Origin of the sequence: Halorubrum lacusprofundi ATCC 49239, from assembly GCF_000022205.1 — an archaeon.
Classification (GTDB): Archaea; Halobacteriota; Halobacteria; order Halobacteriales; family Haloferacaceae; genus Halorubrum; species Halorubrum lacusprofundi.
Window position 1 is genome coordinate 85,951 of record NC_012030.1, and the last position, 20,212, is coordinate 106,162.

General features: G+C 51.2%; 15 protein-coding genes and 3 pseudogenes. 13 read left to right on the forward strand and 5 right to left on the reverse strand.

The annotated features are described in order from the left end of the window. Window positions 1-213 precede the first annotated feature (213 nt). Entirely contained in the window at window positions 214-1,551 is a 1,338-nt protein-coding gene (locus tag HLAC_RS16235; protein ID WP_012659191.1) for an ISH6-like element ISHla10 family transposase, read from the reverse strand. 180 nt (window positions 1,552-1,731) lie between these two features. Here HLAC_RS16235 and HLAC_RS18290 point away from each other — a divergent pair, with 180 nt between their 5' ends. After that, the gene (locus HLAC_RS18290) at window positions 1,732-2,247 is read left to right on the forward strand and encodes a hypothetical protein (RefSeq protein ID WP_012660069.1); all 516 of its coding nucleotides are present in this window, start codon (window positions 1,732-1,734) and stop codon (window positions 2,245-2,247) included. Window positions 2,248-2,372: 125 nt separating this feature from the next. Here the strand turns inward: HLAC_RS18290 and HLAC_RS18985 are convergent, their stop codons facing one another. After that, entirely contained in the window at window positions 2,373-2,738 is a 366-nt protein-coding gene (locus HLAC_RS18985; protein WP_089672961.1) for an Ig-like domain-containing protein, read from the reverse strand. A 219-nt stretch (window positions 2,739-2,957) separates the two neighbouring features. On the opposite strand from HLAC_RS18985, the gene HLAC_RS18990 reads away from it, so the two are divergent. From HLAC_RS18990 to HLAC_RS18995, 5 genes are all read left to right on the forward strand, one after another. Then, window positions 2,958-3,278 carry a hypothetical protein gene (locus HLAC_RS18990; protein WP_143054156.1) on the forward strand — a complete coding sequence of 107 codons (321 nt, stop codon included), beginning with the start codon at window positions 2,958-2,960 and terminating at the stop codon, window positions 3,276-3,278. Window positions 3,279-3,656: 378 nt separating this feature from the next. Then, a complete protein-coding gene (locus HLAC_RS16240) occupies window positions 3,657-4,523 on the forward strand; it encodes a hypothetical protein (protein WP_049933918.1) in 867 nt (288 codons plus the stop codon). Next, a complete protein-coding gene (locus HLAC_RS16245) occupies window positions 4,516-5,085 on the forward strand; it encodes a hypothetical protein (RefSeq protein WP_012660071.1) in 570 nt (189 codons plus the stop codon). Before HLAC_RS16240 ends, HLAC_RS16245 begins: the two co-directional genes overlap by 8 nt. 271 nt (window positions 5,086-5,356) lie before the next feature. Continuing rightward, entirely contained in the window at window positions 5,357-6,214 is an 858-nt protein-coding gene (locus HLAC_RS16250; protein WP_012660072.1) for a ParA family protein, read from the forward strand. Next, on the forward strand, window positions 6,214-6,657 hold the full coding sequence (locus HLAC_RS18995; RefSeq protein WP_049933921.1) for a DUF7970 domain-containing protein: 444 nt from the start codon (window positions 6,214-6,216) through the stop codon (window positions 6,655-6,657). The genes HLAC_RS16250 and HLAC_RS18995 overlap by 1 nt, the downstream gene beginning before the upstream one ends. Here HLAC_RS18995 and HLAC_RS16260 read toward each other — a convergent pair. Next, the gene (locus HLAC_RS16260) at window positions 6,654-7,958 is read right to left on the reverse strand and encodes a tyrosine-type recombinase/integrase (RefSeq protein ID WP_049933923.1); all 1,305 of its coding nucleotides are present in this window, start codon (window positions 7,956-7,958) and stop codon (window positions 6,654-6,656) included. The genes HLAC_RS18995 and HLAC_RS16260 overlap by 4 nt on opposite strands. Window positions 7,959-8,690: 732 nt before the next feature. Here HLAC_RS16260 and HLAC_RS19000 point away from each other — a divergent pair. Continuing rightward, a pseudogene (locus tag HLAC_RS19000) lies at window positions 8,691-8,849 on the forward strand (IS1595 family transposase); the annotation flags it as partial. Between the two features lie 718 nt (window positions 8,850-9,567). Here HLAC_RS19000 and HLAC_RS19005 read toward each other — a convergent pair. After that, window positions 9,568-9,756, reverse strand: a pseudogene (locus HLAC_RS19005) (ISH3 family transposase); the annotation flags it as partial. 191 nt (window positions 9,757-9,947) lie between these two features. Between HLAC_RS19005 and HLAC_RS16265 the strand changes: the two are divergent. The 6 genes from HLAC_RS16265 to HLAC_RS16290 all read left to right on the forward strand — a co-directional run bounded on the left by HLAC_RS16265 (window position 9,948) and on the right by HLAC_RS16290 (window position 18,945). Next, window positions 9,948-11,372, forward strand: a complete 1,425-nt coding sequence (locus tag HLAC_RS16265) for an argonaute/piwi family protein (protein WP_012660077.1) — start codon at window positions 9,948-9,950, stop codon at window positions 11,370-11,372. A gap of 98 nt (window positions 11,373-11,470) precedes the next feature. Further along, the gene (locus tag HLAC_RS16270) at window positions 11,471-13,975 is read left to right on the forward strand and encodes a DUF499 domain-containing protein (RefSeq protein ID WP_012660078.1); all 2,505 of its coding nucleotides are present in this window, start codon (window positions 11,471-11,473) and stop codon (window positions 13,973-13,975) included. Further along, window positions 13,959-14,849 (forward strand): hypothetical protein, encoded by an 891-nt coding sequence (locus HLAC_RS16275; protein ID WP_012660079.1) that lies wholly within the window; start codon window positions 13,959-13,961, stop codon window positions 14,847-14,849. Before HLAC_RS16270 ends, HLAC_RS16275 begins: the two co-directional genes overlap by 17 nt. A 5-nt stretch (window positions 14,850-14,854) precedes the next feature. Beyond that, window positions 14,855-17,491 (forward strand): DUF1156 domain-containing protein, encoded by a 2,637-nt coding sequence (locus HLAC_RS16280; protein ID WP_012660080.1) that lies wholly within the window; start codon window positions 14,855-14,857, stop codon window positions 17,489-17,491. Between the two features lie 78 nt (window positions 17,492-17,569). Then, a complete protein-coding gene (locus tag HLAC_RS16285) occupies window positions 17,570-17,968 on the forward strand; it encodes a DUF8076 family protein (RefSeq protein ID WP_012660081.1) in 399 nt (132 codons plus the stop codon). Window positions 17,969-18,090: 122 nt separating this feature from the next. Next, window positions 18,091-18,945, forward strand: a complete 855-nt coding sequence (locus tag HLAC_RS16290) for a DNA adenine methylase (RefSeq protein WP_012660082.1) — start codon at window positions 18,091-18,093, stop codon at window positions 18,943-18,945. Between the two features lie 12 nt (window positions 18,946-18,957). Here the strand turns inward: HLAC_RS16290 and HLAC_RS16295 are convergent. Then, window positions 18,958-20,184 (reverse strand): annotated as a pseudogene (locus HLAC_RS16295) (hypothetical protein); the annotation flags it as partial. Window positions 20,185-20,212 lie beyond the last annotated feature (28 nt).

The following is a 20,212-nucleotide window of genomic DNA, read 5'->3' on the forward strand; positions in this document are numbered from 1 at the left end:
AACATACTAAATTCCCACCTAGTTGTTATAGCAACCCTCGGTGGATGAACCAAATTCAACCAGTTCTAAAGCTAACCAACAAAATCTCCACCTTAGACCTGCTTTGTTGGTTAGCTCAAAGTGAAGGCGATCTATTTCTGATTATAATATGATATCGAAAATCGAGGTATACTATTGTCTACGACTGAACGACAGGTCGTGTTGCAAAGCGGTCTAGACTTTGCCGCTGGTACTCTCAATTGAGAGGTCACAGTTGATTGCTGTTTTGGTCGAACGTTGGAGCAGTTCGTCGAGGAACGCTTGGTAGTACTCGGGGTCGGCGTACTTCACCAACCGAAGTTGGAGTATCGCTTCCAATCCCTCTGCTGTCCAGCGCATCCACTGGTTCTTGCACCGCTTGCTGACCTCGCCCATCAGTCGTTCGACGGGGTTCGAGGTCCACGGAACCTCGAACCCCTCGACAGCGTGCTCGGCGAACGTCACAATCGACGGCAGCCACCGCCGAAGATACCCTGCAGCCTTTGCTGACCCGAACTGCTCCAGTTGCCACGCTGTCTTCTCTAATCGCTCTCTCGTTCGCGCGATCCGCGAGCGGATCGCCGCGAACTCCTCCGCTGGACGATGCTTCGCCACAGAGTTCTTCAGATGGAACACCTCGTCGATCACCTCCGAAACGATCTCCTTCCGACGGTCCAAGGAGAAGACGCCATCGTCCCAGAGGGTGTAACCCAGCGTTCGGCCGACGTGGACGAGATCGAGCTGGTGGTCACGGTTTTCGTCGGTAAAGGCTGTGACGATGCCGCTATCAGCGTCACTGACGACCGTCGCGTCGTCAGTGACTGCGCCGATATCATCGAGTTCGGCGGCAGTTTCGTCCCAGTCAGCGTTGACCGACAGATCCAGCAGGGAGCGTGACTCTTCGGCGGTGTCTTCGCCGAGCGTTGCTTGGACGGAGTGGGACGAGCGGTCGTCGTCTTGGCTGTGGCACTTTGTCCCGTCAGGAATGACGGCGTCAGCGTCTGTGCCAGCGACACAGTCTGGAAGGAACTGTTTGAGCTTGTGGCCGTATTTCTTGGCACGGCGGTTGATGGTGGTCGGCGACGGCATCGAGACGAAGCTGTCGCCGTGATTGGCAGCGTCTCGATAGCTGAGCGAGGTAGCGAGATCGACGCTTTTGGCGGCGATGTCCTGCTGATAGCGGTTCTGCCCGTCGAAGTCGAGAACGTCTTCGACGGGCCGGAAGTAGCTGGATTCGTCTGGGGAAGCGGCTGTATCTTCGACGTAGTGGAGAGAGAACTCGTGTTCTCCGGCAGTTGTGACAGCTGTGCGGGTGTCGGTGCCGGCGCGTTGGAAGCGCTGGTCACCGTTGCCATGTGCGTGTTTCTCACCACAGAGCGCCTCGACGCTGGCGGCGTCGAGGCTCTCGACCAGCGATTCGAGAAGGACTGCTTCGAGGTTCTGGTCAGTGACGGCCTCGGCAAGCGTGGCGAGCGGTAGCGTTTTGTCGTCGTCGATACTCAGTTCGAACCGCACGTCGATTGTGGCGTGCATGGGGTACCTCGGTTTGGACACCAGAGGCAACCCCGCCTTCACGGGAGTCAGTTACTACTGAACTCTAGAGGACTTTGCGACACGACCAAGAACTTTATTTCTAGGTTTTGTTTTTTGACACCGCTGATCACTACGACTGCGTATAGAAAAATTATTGACAATCGACTTTAACGATACTGCATGGCCTCCACCCATCGCCGTTCATTTCTGAGAGTAGCAGGAATTATCGGAGTGAGCACGTCATTAGCAGGCTGTTCTGGAATCGGCTTGATGGATTCTTCTGAGGATCTTCCTGCAGGAAGCCTGAAATTTGACAACGATCATACCGTCCCACATGAGATCTCTATTGAGGTTCTCAATGTGGGAACTTCGAAAGGTGAACGAAGAGACGGACACGATACCGTTACCGGAACTCCCGACACTGCAGTCCCCCAACGAAATCTCACTGCGACAACTATCGTTGAACCCGGACAAACACAGACCTATGAATCCGTGTTCGAGTCACGAGTCTGGTATGACGTTCGATTCACACTCGACGACGAGTACTCGGGGGAGGACCTCGGAAGGACTGTATTCCATCCAAACTCTTCGAGCGACGAAACTACTGGTCAGATATTAGGCGGTAACGTATCGGACGGTGGAGAACTATCGTGGCAAATTTCGACAACCGATAATCTAGGACCGTCATTCCAATAACCTACCCATAGTGTCGGATATGGGGATTTCATCCCGTCAGGGGGTGAGTTTCTACTAACTGACCTCAGATCTATAATAATGGAACTTAGCTGCACAGCTGAGAGAATAGGTACTGCAGACTCTGTTCAGTCACAAACGCTCTGATCAAGGATTATCTCATCTATTTCCACTCCAATGAAAAACCGAGTTCCGGGACATCGACCGACACCTAACTCGAATTCCTCGCTTCTCTCGTTATCGACTATGACTTCTGCCTCAAAAACACCGTCATTAAATGCGTCGTCAATACGCTGGTCGGAGTTAGGCTCAACGTGGTAAGTTTCATCAAGAACTGTTTCTTGGGATTCTTGCTGGACCAACGTTACAGTAACATCCCGTACAGAATCGGTTCGATTGTGTATGTCGATGAATCCGTCACCACCTCCAGAGAAGGCTATACATCCACTAAGAAGGGAAGAAAAAACCACTCCAATGAACCCACGTCGAAACATACTATTTAGAAATAATCAAACTGTAATTATATACTTTCTGTATGTGTCAACACATTTTAGAAATTTCGCAGTCTAGTGACACAATATTTGCGCTCGCAGTACTACACACCTCTCCTGTTTGAACACACGAACAACAGGTTGGTTTGCTTGTCGGAGAATGATGTCTATCCCGGCACATATGAGCGGTTATACTCAGAACTACGCTCTTTCAGGACCTCTGTGGACGAATCAGATATGTCCGTGTTCGCAAGGGGAAGTTATATTGTCGGAGAAAGTGAATTATCTATCATGTCCGTGAAAACATCATCCTCTAATAAACCACTAGTCAAGGCTGGCATAGTGTACTTTGCTTCTGTCCTTGGTATAGGATTTCCAATTATGTATACTGCGTACGTGCTTCTTGTAGGGATATTCAGTACTCTCGGTGTTGGATGGTTTGTTTCCTCTGCTGCAGGTATTACGCTAGTCGCCATTGCATTTCTACTTGGAATGGTAGTCGCTGAGAAGGTGGCAAGTCAAGTCGTTAAGAAAGTATTTTAACTCGCTTTATGAGTTTCAGTCTATTTGACTTCCCCAACCTTCTATAGAAACTAGGTCACTTGCGCTCGCAGTCTTGTAGTAGCCTTTAGGTAGTCATGTGTTGTTTATGCAGTTATCCTTGGAAAAGATATTTATTTTAAGTTTGTTTATTTGTATACATGAATAGACGAGCTGTTGTCGGTCTGTCTGTTGGAATCTTAACTGGCTTTAGTGGATGTTTGTCTCAGGTTCTTGGTGGCTGTCCTGGAAGGGGTGAGATTGATGTGTTTTCATCTTCGATGCAATGAGCGTGGCGGGACAGTGCTTCGACGATCGGAAGTAGACCTGTGGCTGGGTACTTGACCGAATCTTCATTAGTTGGTGTATCTACCTGCAACTGTGTCATCGGTGATTACCAAACAGTGGGCGGACATCGACGGGTGGTGGGACAACCACGTCGAGTACCACGGCCATGGTCTCGAGGTGGTCAGCAAGCTGATCGAGCAATCGAATTTACAGTGGGCAGCCAACGAGAGCATTTTCACTCAGGATCCTCTGTGCGAGAGTTGGGAGCCACAATCGCCAATGTCTGGGCCCTTACGCACAAACCAAGAGGAAAACTGGTCACAGTGGCTTGCGCATTTGATTCGGTCCTCAGACGGTCGGTTTTCCCACGAGCTGTTTGGAGTACCAGAACAGTCGACGACGTCGGTCGACAGGGAAATCCACATGTCCAGTCAAGAACACCACGACCGACGAGTCGACATCATTGTCGAGTTTCCGGAGCTGTCGTTTTCAATCGAATTGAAGAAAGGCGACGAACATTACGAAAAATCCTCAGAGGCAGCCTACCTCGCAGAGGCAAACACTGACCACGACAAGCCGTGGACACACTATCTCTTGGTTCCCGAACTGAAACAACCAGCCGTTGTGGATGCGTTTGGAGATAATATCGATCTATCCGGTGCGGGCACTCCAACAATCTACTCTGAGGCCTTTGTTGACGTAGAGATCCTGTGGTGGAACGACGTTGCAGCGGCACTCCGGCGTGCAATTACAGCGGAAATCAACGAAAATTGGCAGGCGAGTGCGTACCTCTTTATTACGTTGATCGAACAGAAGATTATGCAATTCCACTCGCAGTCGGCGATCGAACAGATCACCGCCGGAGGGGACGTGCCCGATCTTGCTAGTGTACGTGGTGTCGACATTGACGACCAGATCAAGTATCTGAGAGCCTCTTTGGGAGGTGACCCTCGTGACTAACGACACACTCACGGATGGATTGACGAACGATCGCTACGTGAAGGCCGTCCGGTTGGTCGACGATTTCGAGGATGAGGTCTACGATAGGATCAAGGATACACTCGACGATATTATGACGAGTGAGCAAGAGGGATTGTTCGACAATAATTTGGACTACGACAAGGGACACAACCCGACCCCAGGGCCGACGTATGGGACCTTACGGTTCGAGGGAACCATGATGCAGACCAACAGCGATGGAAACAATCTCAAATTGAATATTGGTCTCGAGTGGGTCGAGCCAGAAACCCAGGGCCGCGACGAGTGGCCCGAGCCATTGTTGTGCTATGTCTATTACAAAATTAAATACGCACCCACCGAACCATTTCAGGCGGTCTCAGCAGCAACTCGGGAGTCAAATGAGTGGGATGCAATAAGCGTCGGTGACGAACAATGGGATTCGGGACAGCGAGTTGCACCGGGTATTTTCTACGTGCCGATCGTTGATGGTGATGATATTGAGGAGGGGCTGTCTGTCCTTGGAGATCACTGTACGACGTTTGTTCAGCAAATGGTCGAGTAAGGTAGAGGGATCGAATCCTACTTGTGGAAGGTCGACTTGCTCAACCAATATTCCAGCGGATATCTCCCCCAAAAAGATAGCTATCAACTATAGCTATACTGTTCAACTATACTTTATAGCTATACTATAATGGCGTCTCTCGATATAAGGCGCAGCTATTGACTATAGCTGAACGGTATAGTTAGAATGTATAGTTACATCATATAGCTGGATGATGTAGCTACAATGTCTGACTTAGATTTATATTCATAGCTTCCTACTATTACCTATAATGCTCACTTATGCACCCGTTTCAGAGGCTGGAGGGGTCGGAAAGACGACCACTGCAGCGACACTTGCAGCGAGTCACGCACGCGCGGGACATGAGGTCCTCGTAATCGACATGGACACACAGAACGGCAGTCTCACCTATTTCTTCGGTCCAGATTACGACCGTGGAGATCCAAACGTCGACAATCTGGTCCGACATCTCGTAGGGCGTCCAAAAGGAGAATTCCACGATCTTGCTATTGAGGTCGAAGAAGGGATTGACCTAATACCATCTCACAATATGCTCGAGGACCTCCACGAGTTCCTACTGAACGAAAAAAATCAGGCTGAGAATTTCGGTGAGTCCTACAGTATGTACCATCAACTCCATCGTGTTCTCAGTGAGGCAAACGTTCGCGATAAATACGACGTCGTCATCGTAGATTCTGCAGGTAAGGCAGGTCCAATTCTGTACAATGCATTGGTTGCAGTCAGGAACGTCGTTATTCCATTTGAGGCAACTGCAAAGGGTCAAGAATCGATTGAAGGTCTCGACGATCTCGTCGATGGCCTAGAGGAAAGTATTGATATTGACGTGGGAGTGCTTGCAGTCCTCCCGATTGGGTATAAGGACACACGTGACCAGAAAGAAATTCTGGCAGATCTCCGTGGGAGTGGATTCTCAGTTCCCGTTGTTATTGGCGAACGAGGGTCGCTGATGGAAGGGTGCTGGAAACAGCAGTGTAGCCCGTACAGGTACGTTGAGGAGCATCGGAGCCGGAAGCGCGACTACGAAACTGAGACACTCAACCAGTTTGACGAGCTGGCTCGTCATCTAGAACGGGAAGCAGGGCTTGAGATTCCAGAGGTGACTGCATAATGGGACTCAAATCCGGTTCACGAGATGCTGGCCTCGACGACTCCGAAAGCGACGTCGACCAATCTACTGAGAAGGAACGAAATACACCCCAGACAGAGAGCGAAGAAGACGCCGATCCATCATCAACCGAAATAAAGGACGAACACGAGAGTACGCCATCGTCGACCTCCTCTGAAACAGAATCTCAACGACCGACAATGGACTCGATCCCGTACAAGTTACGGCGAGACAAAGTAAACGAAGGCCGCGAACAGGTTCCCTACTTCCTTCGTGAAGGTGTGCTTGAAGCCGAGGACGAACTCCAGGATACGCTCGAAGAGCTGCTCGGTGAAAAGGTGTACAAATCTGATTACCGAGAGGCTTCGATGGTCGTCGCACAGCGGAATCCAGAGCTCATTGCAGAGGTACTCCGGGAGTGGGGTTACGACCTAGATGAAATCTAACTCTCACCCCTGAAGATTCCCATCAGTTGCTCACGCATGAATTCGCGACGTAACTGGCGAGATCGTGAGTCGGAGAGGTAATTCTGCATAACGACCTGTGGATCGCTACTACCCTGCTCTGCAGCTATTTCTTCGACGCCTTCGAGGACTCCTTCGAGAACTGCAGTATAGGTATCATACCAGAACCGTCGACAGAGCTGCGGACTCGGACGCTCGCCTTCGATCCGATCTGGAAGATCGGCTTCTGAAGCAAGCTTTTGGAACCAATTACGGATTGTGTCCCGCGTTACGTGTGGGATTTGGCCCTGCGGTGAGGGGAACAAGTATCCGTCCCACGTCTCATCTTCTCCAAGTTCATCAATTCGGGAGTCCAGGATATCTAGACCGAACAGTACCGATACTTCTCCAGGACCGTTCTTACGGCTCTCGAATGCGATATGGGGGACGTCGTCGTCGGGAACATCGCGATTGAACTGCGAAATGTGGAGTGCCGCGACCTCGCCTGCTCGGAGTCCCCACCCAGCGAGGGCAACCACCAATAGTTGGTCTCGTGAGGTCGTTTCCATCTCCATCAGCTGGCGAATATGGGCCGCTGACAGTGATGGGGTCGGCGAGTCTTTGGTTTCCCACTTGAATTCTTCATACAATCCGCTGGCGGGATTCATCGAAGCGATTCGTCGACCGACCAGATGCTGATACCAAGCGTCGACGATGCGTCGCACCCGTTGGAGGGTCTGAGCACTGTACTCGCGTTCGGCCCCCTCATTCAGCCAGTCAAATGCACCATAGCATGCATCGACAGCTTCGTATGCGGGTGCGTCTCGATCACGTTGAATTGGCGAGAGGAGATCATCCGTGTCGTTTGCCTCAGAGTACGCCCGGACATAGAGGTTCAGCCGCGTTCGGAGGGTGTCGACAGAAGACGTCGAAAGACCGTACCGCGACTGTCGACGATCCAAGAATCGCTCGAGTGCGTCGACTGTTTGCTCATCGGAAGTTGCCCAAGTGTAGCCGTCATCGTCGTCACCAAGTCCGAGATCTTCACTCCAGAACTCTCCGAAAGATCGGTCGTGGTGTCGACGAAAGGCCGCGAGAAATGACCGCACACCGTGATCACTGAACCACTGGTGGGTTGGTTTCTCCGCCGTAGGATCAAGGCCTTCTGCTTCGAGACACGGAGCAACCTGCTCCCAGTAGAGCTGTGTGAAGTCTTCGAGTGAACAGGCCGACCACCGGACATCGTCGAACGAAGGCTGCTGTGGTTCGAGCTCGCTTTCCTGATCGGACTCAGGGTGACTCATTGGGTTATGCCCCGGCTGTTGTCTGGATGAGGTTCTGAGAACAGATTTCGAAGTAGAAGCCTGCTCGCTGCCTCGTGTGGTAATTCTAAGAGTCCCATATTCTGGTTGTTCAGTCATTCAGTAGGATTAATTATAAATTTATGGGTTACGCTGACTACGAGAGTCTGCTAAACCCACGATATATTTGGTGAAATAATGCACCATATGAATAAATCATATAACGCTATACAGATTTTATACTCGTGAGCAGCGTTCCGCTGATAGTTTTCGACCTCGTCATCACGGTTTTTTCCTTGCTTTGGAGGTGGCACTCGAACGTATCATTGAGATTCTCCATTGCGTTCGTCTTTGAAGGGTGTAGAAACCAAATCAGAATAGAAGGTTCATGAGATATTCATTCTACGCTTCACGGTTCGTATGCCATCACACGGATATCACAATAAAAATATTATATGCAAATCGAGGATTACGTAAGTACGGACTAGTTTCTATCAACGTACCTAGGTAGAGGGTTCTTGGGTGCAATCGTAGGTAGTTACTTGTGGAATGTCGAATTCATCGAAGATTTTGGAGACTATAGCCGGACCATATTGCAAGAATCTGAGCGAGTGTCTGTGTCTCAAACAGGTCGGCGACTGTTTGGAGCTGGCGACTAAGATGTGTGGCCCGCCTGAGAGATGACTGTGATACATCTTAACCAACAAACTAACCTTTTAGTATCAAATCTGTTGGTTAAAGCCGTGGCTGCGGAAGTTTCGCGGCCTCTCCAAGCACGGCTTGGAGCAGGCCGCTCATACTTTTGGTATCTTCCGATCGGTGAATCTCGCTGGCGCATCGTTCGAATTCCTCGTCGACTGCCTTGCTGTAGGGGGACTCCACAGTTCTACATAAGAGCGAAGTGGTTCGGTCAATATTTTGATCCGGGTGCGTGAGAAGTGGACTTCATTGGTCGACTACACCCCTCTATCGATGTGTTGTGCAGGAGATCTCACTCGACTGTTGCCAATACTCGGATATCAGTTTCAGAATAGTATTCGCGTTGAACATGTGCACCGTGTTCACTAAGAAATTCTTCGACACGGTCAGCTAACGAGCTGGCTTGCTCCCCGTCGACATGGACGATCAACGTGGGACGCTCAGAACTACTAGAATCAATCACGAGTGAGATCGTTTTGAACTCGTCAGACTGCCTGTGAGATGCGAACTCTTCGTCGACTCTGGATGCGAGGTCTTCCAGATAGACGAGAGAAGGCGATTAAAAAGTGAACTAGTTATATTTGTTGCTTCACACCGTTTCGCTTTGCCGAGAGATATTTCCCGGAAGCTTCTGAAGATGCCGATGGAATTGGTTTTTGCATCCTCGTCACACTCGGCATACTATCCAACACTAGGTTAATCAGCGGCGAAATAATCATCTTCGTGTTGTTCACACTGCACTTGTTGACGAACACGGGGATTAGGTCAGACACAAAATAGTCTAGTCTCAGTACCTCACAAAGCATCCTCGGCTAGCTGTTTCTGCGGCCTGAGTTCTGTGTCGAAGCGGTTGTACTGACGGTCTCGACGAGAGAATTACGGACGGATCGACGGAGAGCTGTCGCTGTCGGCGGCGGTCAGCCGCCGACGCGACAGAGGTCCCGTCGGCGCAAGCGCCGACGAGGACCTCATAGATGTCTTCAGCAGTGATTTCAGCGTTATTGGCTAACGAGAGCGAAACTTCCTCGTCAAGGCGGTTGACGAGAAAGTTAAGAAGCTGGTCCTCGCGGATCTCACCGTCTGCTTGTTTGGTTTTAGACACACCTTCAGCAAGCAGACGTTCTAACTAAGCGGCTTTGTGAAGTACTGATAATAGGGCGGTAGATAATCCAGGACAGAAAATCGGGTTCCAGCAATTGACAGACATCTCAATAGGAAAGCGGCCTGCAGAAACTAAAGAAAAGATCGAGACACGGGATACCGATACGAAGCAGCGTAAACTCGGAGAGAGCTATGACTGATTTTGATGCAAAGTGGCTGGGTGAGCCATCACTGAAATTTGGAGATGGGGAGGCAAAGGATCCTCGTGCAGGCCTGCTGCAGTACGGGCCTTGGAGTCCAGGTGATGGAAACAGTAGCACGGATATCTACGTTGGTTTCCTCGGTACCAGCCAGTCTATCAGCGCCGTCAAGAGCCTGTTCAAGCAAATGGAGACATCTATTCCCCGAGAAGCTGAGGAGCCTGAAAGGAACAAACCTCCGTTCCCAGGCCTCGGTGCAAACTCTCCGTTCGAGGCCAGCTTTGTAATGTTGGATCGGTGGAAGTGGGAGATTCCGCAGACGGATGTCGATCTGATTGTGGATGAACCGACTACTGATGGAAGTGTACAGATGCTGCTGGATTTGATGGAGAAGTATATCAAGAATCTGGCAGAGGATGATCCTCCGCCGAATGTGATTGTCATTTCTCTACCACCGGAAATCGTGGATGCCTGTACTCATCCGGATAAGAGCCGTCCGAAAATGAAGGCAGGAAATACGGATTTCCATGACCGGATCAAAACGTTCGGATTGGAGTATGATGTTCCCACGCAGTTGATCCGGCCCAGCTCTCTTCGTTTCGGGAAGAACGATGATGGTCAGGAGAAGGCAGAGGTAGCCTGGAATTTAGCCGTAGCAATGCTTTACAAGTCGAAAGAGGGGCATCCCTGGAAACTCGGCCACTTAGAGAATGATACCTGTTACGCTGGGATCTCATTTTACAAGGAGCGTCACGGTGATCGAAGCCGGACCCATGCCTCGTTAGCCCAAGTGTTTCTCGGTACTGGGGAGAGTTTTGTCCTCAGAGGAGATCCTGCGGTCAAAGATGATGGATCTGGTAATAACCATCTCACCCGAGACAGTGCAAAAGATATTGTGGAGCAAATTCTTGAGCAGTACAGGTTCAAACGACGTGGTGCTGAGCCAAGCCGGTTTGTTCTGCATAAGACGTCTCGTTTCGATCCTGAGGAGCGAGAGGGTTTCAAAGAGGGTGCTGGAGATATCGACAAACTGGACTTCGTAACGATTCGGGAGGGCGATCCAATCCGGTTGTATGCTTCTGGAAATTATCCTCCGCTTCGAGGGACAGTGATGACTCCCCGAGGAGAAGACAAGCACTTCCTGTACACACAGGGGTATACGCCAGCAGTCCAGACGTATCCTGGTCCTCGGATTCCGACTCCGATAACCGTTGAGCCTGACCCAGAGGAGTGTCATAGCTCATATGAGGAAATTTGCAAGGAGATTCTCTCATTCACGAAATTGGACTGGAATACCTCTGACTTTGCGAAAAAGAAGCCGGTTACAATCAAGGTCGCCAGAGCTGTTGGTGCGATCTTAGCGGAGGCAGAGAAACGGAATATCAAGGTCAAGCCTCAGTACTACTACTATATGTAACAGGTGTTGAAGATCAGGAGTCTACGAAACATTCAGGCCAACGTCCATCTCCGTTTTTTGGAAAACCATCAAGTAGGCCACGGTTAGAACATAAGAGCATGACAATTTCCGAGCTTCTGACTCCCCGCGAGGAAGTCCGAAAGGGGAGATTTCAGGGAGTTCTCCAAGCACACAAGGTAGGTGGGTCTGAAGACCGGCTTGAAAATGATCCTTCTCGTCTTCTCTCCATGACGTATCCGTCGAACGCTCTGGAAACCGCGTTCGACCACGTCGACAACAAACTAAGGGGCAGAGATAGTCAAGGAGGGATTACGCTTACAGGGCCATACGGGGCCGGTAAATCGCACGGCCTGCTGACTCTGTACCACCTCTTCAACAGTCCAGAGATGGGCCAGGAATGGCTCGATGATTGGGAGCTCGGTTTAGATCTCCCTGACTCTGCAGATGCGACAATACTCTCTACCAGTGAGACAGACGCAGACCACATCTGGGAGCCAGTCTTCGAAGACCTAGGTAGAGAAGACATCTCTGAAGACGTCAAGCGCTACGTCACGACTGACCACATCGAGGATCTCTGCGCTGACAAGCCCGTCGCCATCTTCTTCGATGAGATCGAAACGTGGTGGGAGTCATTCAGCGACTCGGAAGATGAGGAACTGGTGGAACGTAACGAGTTCTTCATCCAAAACCTGCTGGAAGTAGCGAACGACCCCAGTGAGGACTTGTTCGTCTTCATCACCCTCTTGGACAAGAGCGACGACTTCAAACGAATCCTCAACAGGACTAACCCCTACGCCGTTGACCTGAATGCTACAGGTGACCGGGAACGGATTATACTCCACCGCCTTTTCGAGACCCGCCGCAAGGAACTGAACGAAAACAAGGTCAGGGATATCGTCCAGAACTACGTCGAGAATTACAACTACCCTATCGAGATCGAGGAGGAGAAGCGCTACGAGAACCGGATGGTGGAGACCTACCCGTTCCATCCTGAGCTCCTAGATCTGCTCGACAACTTGTATGAGGGCGGGAAGGAACGTCAGAACGTCCGGGGGGCGATGAACGTTCTTGCTGATACTGTGCGCAGGCTCTACGAGGAAACGGATCTCATCATTACTAGTGATATCGAAGTAGCTGCGTTCCGAGGAATCAATCAGACCCTGTTCAACCGGTACGTTTCTGACCTAGATTCTGTGGAGGATATCGATTATGGTCAGGAGTTGCTGAAAACGATTCTTCTATACACTCTGGACGAGCGGTCACAGATGGCCTCTGTCACTGAGTGCTTAGTGGGGACGTACAAGCCGGAGAAAAACTCGGTGTCGAAGCTGGATATGTCCCTGCAGAACCTGTATGGCACGGCTCACTACCTGGATCGGGACGGCCAGAAAGACAATTACTACATCACCGAGGACCCCAAGCTCACCGCACTCGTAACCCGTGAACAGGAACGAGTGTTAGAGGGAGAAAGAGATGCGATCGAAGAGAAACTGGCTGAGGTCGTCCGCGACGATGTTTGGAAAGGAGACGTAGTAGTCTATCCAGAAGACGATGTCTCTGACTCACGGGATATCTCGGTTGTTGTGATGCTGGATTACCTGTCAAACGGTGCTTTGGAGAAGAAGTTGGACAGTTTCTTTGAGGGCCGGACCTACCAGAACACGGTTCTCTTCGTCACGCCCAACCAGAAGATCCGCCAAGATGATGACTTGATCAGCAAGGCGGCCCGCGTACTGGGAGCGGAGAACCTGAGGGGCAAGGTTGACGACGAGCAAGGTGAACTGGAGAAGATAATCCGAGACGAACGCCGTGAGCTCAGAAACGAGCTTGAGGACAACTACGGTAGCTGGGTCAAATGGACTGATTCCGGTGGAGGCCTTCGGATGAGAAAGAAGTCGGTCAGTCCTGACATTGAGGATGTGAAGAGCAAGGTCGGCCGTGATAAGACCTATATTGGAGAGAAGATCGTCGAAGAGGTCCAGGATGCAGAGAACGGGGTTAACGTAGGTTCGATGCTCAATGATTTCCGCCAGTTCCGCAGGATGCCGGTGGTCCTTGAGGATAGTGCGTTTTACTCTGCTCTCGGCCAGCTCTACCGAGATGGGAAGATTATCTTGGAAAGTGACCGTGCGAAGTTCTATGCGACTCAGAAGGGCGATCCATTGCCGGATCTAAACGATGAACTGACCATCCATCACCCAGAAAATCTTGATGAGTCGGTTTACACTGAGACGGAGCCAGAACCCGAGCCCGAAGCGGGCACTACTGGTTCGGGAGGAGGTACGACTGGAAGCAGTATCGGTACAGGCGAGGGAACCACGACGACTGTCGGTCATACAGGGTCAGGGACTGGAGAGGAAGGAGAAACAGTTAGCAAACAGACCGAGACCAAGACGGTTCAGTTAGAGGGCAACAGCGCCCGTGTTCTGCGAAGTGTAGCGGAGTCACGGGTTAACGGAGACGCGGACACTGCAACACATATCGATCTCTCCTACGATTTGGACGATCTGTCGAAGGATGAGCTGATCGAGTTCCTGGAAGAACTACCAAGTGCAAATCATATCGACGCTCAGGTGGTGATCGAAAGTGAAGTTCAAGACTGAGGTCCTCACCAGCTTGGTCGACGCCGAGGATCCTGTTGATCCGGTCTGGGAGGCTGTCTGGAATATATGGGCTCCGGCAGGAGATGATATCGCCTCGCACTATAGTCGGGAGCCGGAAATGGTGGAATATGAACGCCTGCTTCTCGATGTCTACAGTGAGTTCTATACTGAGACACTGACGGACAGGTGTGTAAACCAGGCCTCAATGAACGTTCCCGAGGAAGGAGCACTGATTATGATGGACTCGATGAGTGTCCGAGAGGCCTCACTCTTCGTACAGTTCTTGGAGGACAAGGCGAGTGAATTGTCAGTCGGTTACTCGTATTCTACTGTTCCTTCGGAGACGATGCCTTTCCGGGACCGAGTGGGGTACTCCGATCTGAAGAAAGAGTACAAAACTGCCCGCGTGCAGAGTCAAGAGCCATCTCTGGATGGTGACGAGCGGATAATCTGGAGCCGGTACCCTGACGCACTCCTTGAGAATATTCAGGAAGGAAGGACCAAATTGTCCTCGATCGAGGAGATGTATGAGAAGTCAGAGACAGCACTCCGTAACATTATCGACCAGCTGGATACGGACTCCTTGGTGATTACCTCGGACCACGGGTACGCCCGCTTGGACTCCGGCCACACCTTCCAGATTTCAGATCGGCAGAAGACCAGGCTACAGGAAACCTTCAGTGGCCGGTTCGAAAGTGTTGGAGAAGTCAATGCCTACGATCTCGTAGAAGAAGGCCTTGTTGTGGAGGCAGATGGATACTACATGCCTCTCGGACGCTACACTTGGCCTGCAGGAGGAAAGTACTCCAACTTCCAGCACGGCGGCCTCAGCGTATCGGAATGCGTTACTCCCCGAATCAAAGTCACTCTCTAAAAAACATGAGTAAGGATAATAGTCGTCGACCTATCGAGATCTCGTTCCCGATCGAGGAAGTAAACGAAATTGCGTCGAAAGAGGGCCACGCTAAACGGTACTACAGGCCTGTCTACACGATGCACAAGTACTGGGCCAGGCGTCTGGGCTCGGTCTTCCGCACCATGCTCCTGTATTCCCTTGCGGAGGATGAGATCCATATCAAGGAGAACGGTCAGGAGAGTTTCGAGGAGCTGCCGGATGTCGATTGGGACAATCCAGAGGCCCTGTGGGACTACTACTTGGAAGACGTCGACTTCGGAGATAAAACTGTTCTCGACCCCTTCATGGGCGGAGGAACCACGATTGTTGAGGCCCTACGGATGGGCTGCAACGTCATCGGCAGCGATCTAAATCCTGTCGCCTGGTTCACGGTGAAGAAGGAGATCGAATCCGTGGATATCGATGATCTGCAGGAGGCCTACGACGAAATTTACGAATCTGTAGGTGAGGAAATCCTCGAGTACTACCAGACTCCGTGTCCGGACTGCGATAACATGGCGGATGCGATGTACTATTTCTGGGTTAAGGAGATCGAGTGCCTGAACTGCGGCCACGATGTCCCTCTGTTCAAGGGCTATTACTTCGCTAACTCCCGTTCCTCCAACGACAGCTACAAGAATGTTCTCTGCCCGGACTGCTGGACTGTCCAGCAGACAGACGACCATACTACGGAGACAACGTGCGTGGACGACAGCTGCGGGAATAAGTTCATGCCGAAGGAAGGGACTGCTTCAGGCCAGAACTATACCTGTCCTGATTGCGGTGTCCGGAGCAAAATCATTGACGCTACGAAACGCTTCGGGAAACCTGACTCCCAGATGTATGCGGTCGAGTACTACTGCAGTTCCTGTGACGATAAAGGATACAAAGACCCCACTGACCACGATTTAGAGCTCTACGAGAGCGCTGGCAAGGAATTAGAGGAAGAATGGGACGAACTGCCCATCCCAGAGCAGGACCGGTACCAGGGTAGCAGTGACCGAGCCTGGAACCACGGCTACCACAAGTACCACGAGATGTTCAACGACCGGCAACTGTTGCTGCTGGGCCGGCTCCTCAACGAGATCGACGACATCGAGGATCAGAACGTGAAGGAGTTCCTGCTCACCACGTTCTCCGCTATGCTGGAGTCGAACAACATGTTCTGCATGTACAACCGGGTGGCGAACAAGCTTGAGCCCATTTATAACTATAACACGATTATCGCCCGCCACACACCTGTTGAAGGTAATATATGGGGCAGTGAGTACGGTCGTGGCACGTTCAAGGGGATGTTCGATAAGACGAAGGCCGCGAAGGAATGGTGTCAGAGCCCGGTCGAGAAATACATCGACGAGGACGGGAACTCTCAGGATAAGCAGATGCAGACTCCGGTAGATGGTGTCCTTGTGGATGATGCCTCTGCCCTCGGAGAGGAGGGGAATGCCTTCCTACGCTGTGGGACCTCTGAGTACCTGCCTATCGAAGACAAATCAGTAGATGCGATCATCACAGATCCTCCGTACTACGACAACGAGATGTATGCTGAGCTCTCGGACTTCTATTACGTCTGGCTTCACGAGGTTCTCAGCGACACCTACGACCACTTCCAAGGAGAACGTACGCCGAAGAAGAGCGAGGCTGTTGTTGACCCGGCGAAGGACGTTGAGGACAAGAGAACCGAAGAGCACTACATTGAGACACTGACCAACGTCTTCAACGAATCCCGTCGGAAACTGGCGGACGACGGTATTATGGCCTTCACATTCCACCACAAGGAGACAGAGGCCTGGGGTTCAACCCTTCAATCCGTTCTCGATGCTGACTTCTACATCAGTGCTCTCTACCCTGTGAATAGCGAGACTCGAGGAGGTACCAGGCACGGCAGAGCAACCGTCGACTACGATACTATCATCGTCTGCAGGAAACGCCAAGAAGACCCAGAAGAGGTCTCTTGGAAGTCACTTGAGGACGATATCTACTTCCGGGCAGAGGATGAGATCGATCGTCTGGAACAAGCAGGTCGCCGTCTGACCGGGGGAGATATCTTCGTAGTGGCGATGGGGAAATGCCTGGAAATTTTCTCGAAACACTACCCGAATGTCACCCGTGACGGAGAACAGATGGACGTGGTTGAGGCAGTTGATGCCATCAAAGAGATTGTCGACGAGCAGCTGCTTGAAGAACGGTTCCAGATCTTGAGCGAGGAGATGGATCCTCTCAGCGCAGTCTACCTGACCCATATCTTAGGCCGGGGTGAGGAGTTATCGTTCAACGCTTTGAACAAGGATCTCCGGCAGAGAGGGGTCGACGTAGCCGAACTGGTCCACGAAGATCTGTTAGAGCAGGAAGGAGACGACCTGGTCATCCTAGATCCTCTTGAACGGGCTGACCGCTTGGAGAACAAAAACAAGCCACTGTCGATTGACAAGGCTCACTACCTGTACTACCTCTTTGAGACCGACCAGTTAGCGAAGAAGTTCGGGAAATGGACGGATGAAGGAGCGATTAACGCCCTCCGCAGGCTCTCGGAAATAGAGGGAGACGATGACTATGATGATATCGCGAAGTACGTGAAGGAGCAATCGGACACCCAGCTGGAGATCGAGGACTTCAGCTGAGTGATCATTGGCTAGGCAAAGGCCTGGATTTCCGATTACTTTTATACCATTTGCCAGATTACGGGCTGCTAGAATCTGATGAACTTCGATATCGGCTATCACGTCGTCAGTGAAGAGGCCTTAGAAGACGGTGATGAATTTGATGAGCGTATGAGTGTAGTCGAGTTTCTTCGCTGTGTCGACGATATGGACGATCTGCCTTACGATATCTCGGTCGTCGGTCTTGACAGCTATCTTCGAGGTGCCGAAGATCCCGAAGAGATCAGCGAGTTCATCCACGATATCCTATCCGAGCGCGTGAACTTTCTGCTGGCGAATAATCCTCGGGTGCAGTTCGTTGTCGACAACGTGGAGTACTGGGATGAGCCCGTTTTACCTGATGGTGACGAAAGAATAGAGCTGAATACGATTTTCCGTGGCAGTCTCGAACAGGTTGGCCCGGGCTGGTACTCCAGCAATCTTAATGTGACCTCGTAGAACCTGGACCTTACCCATTTACAGCGGTTTTTGCTGCTGTTCGCGCCTCAATTTTCAGGCTATCGTCGGGGGAAACGGCTATGAAGGAAGTATTATGGTGAATCATCGTCTACGCTCTGGTCGTGACAGAGTCTGTGTTTCCGTTCCCGGGAGGCAAATCCTATCTAGCTCCCTGGATCATCGAGCACTTCCCGGAGCACAAATGCTACGTGGAGGTCTTTGGCGGTAGCGGTGCTGTCCTAGTGAACAAACCTGAGAGCCATACCGAAGTCTACAACGACCTAGACGGGGATCTGGTTCAGTTCTTCGAGGTACTACGGGAGAGAGAAGAGGAGCTCGTCGAGTGGCTGAACCTGACGCCGTACGCAAGGGAACAGCATCAGGAATGGAAAGAAGACTTCTACTCCGGCGAAAGGCCTGACGACCCGATAGAACGTGCAGGTCGATTCTTCTACCTTCGGTACTCTCAGTACGCTTCAAAATACCGGACAGCTTCCGGATTCGCGGGTGCTCATCAGAGAAACAAGGCCCGGAAACTGAGAAACGCCACAGAGAAACTCCACGAATTTGCAGACCGATTCAAGAACGTTCAGATCGAGAATCTTGATTACGCCGAGGTGATCGACCGGTACGACAGCGAGGATACGTTCTTCTACTGCGATCCTCCCTACCTGGATGAGGGGGACGCTCTGTACCGGCACGAGGGAGACTTTGACCACGAACGGTTTGTCGACACCTTGACCGAAACCGAAGGCAAGTGGGCTGTCTCCTACCAGCGAGTCCCGGAAGGCCTGCAAGACTACATCATCGTGGAGAAAGGCCGTTCACAGTTTATGAACAAACAGCACGACGACGAGACCCGTTCAACCGAGGTTACGGAGCGACTCATCCTCAACTACGATCTCGATGAAGCCGGAAAATTCGAAATCGATGACACCCAGCAGACTACGCTGGAAGGCCTCAATGACGATAAGTGAAAACCCAGATTCTTATTCCACGTTCAAATCGGCTCTATCAAGCATTTTTTCAAGTCCATCCTCCAGCTCCGAAGCCTGCAAGATCTTGATTTCAGATTCTGACTGCTCTTCGAGCGAAGTAGTTTGCCTGTCCAGATCTTGGACGACGAGAAGCCCGTTCCACCCGCTCCCGAAATAGTCCTCTTCGGTGTCCTCACCACCGAAGACAAACTCTTCATCGACTCTGAGGAAGGCTAGATACTCGAGAGCTTCCTTGATCCCGGTTCTGATAGTCCCGGTGTTCGTGCTGTTTTTGACCTCCGTGATGAGGTATTCGTAGGTCTGGGTATCTGGGTCACGGATTTCGAGGACTATGACGTCAGGCCGATTAGTGTAGTTCTGAAACTCCTTATCGAAGTACTGGTTCGAAATATCGTGGGCAACCTCCTGCACCTTCTCACTCCGGGACAGAGACCGTTCGGTGATTTTCTCCTCTGTGACAAATGAGAGATCACGGTCCGTAGCTGCTTGATCGTAGTAAAGCACCAGTTCCGGTTCGCCAGCGAATTTTGCTATCTCATTTCTTCCTGCCTGTATCGGCTTGAACTGTGCCTGCTGATCACGGACAGATTCTAAGACAGAGACGAAACGGAAGAGTACGTACAGTTCGAACAGGGTTTCGTCATCATCGGGTGTGATCGCCGTATTGTTCAGCAGATCTTTGATCTCTCCGTGATCCCCATCGAACAGCTTTGCCCGGGTACGAAGTAGAGATGCGGCTTCCTGATAGATAGGTTGCCGAGAGCTTTCTGCAGCAATCATCATTCTCTCTGTTGGTTCGTATGTCTCCGGAGAGCGAATCCTGCGGACGTGGACGTTCCGTTCGACGATCTGCTTTAACTCATCAATCAACTCCTCTTCTCCCCGCCACGTATCCTGCGCCCAGCCATACTCCTGCTTAATGTACTCCTCTGCCTGGTCTATTGTTTCGTAGATAATCGAGATCAACCGCTTCAAAACCAGGTTTTCCGGGGTATCGTAGTCCTCAGATCGGTTATCGCAGACGAATAGTGATGTGTCTGCTGGGTTCTGAGAGTACCGCTTCTTCATCGTTGCACCCCAGTTGATGTGGCCATCGACGGTTCCTCTCCGTGTGCGGGAGACCGTTTTCGTTTCAGTACTTATGCTTCTCAGACGTTTCGGGAGCTCTCTAACGAAATTGACGACGTCATTCTTCAGAATGAAGTGCAGATCAAGTAATCAGTACTTCACAAAGCCGCTTAGTAAG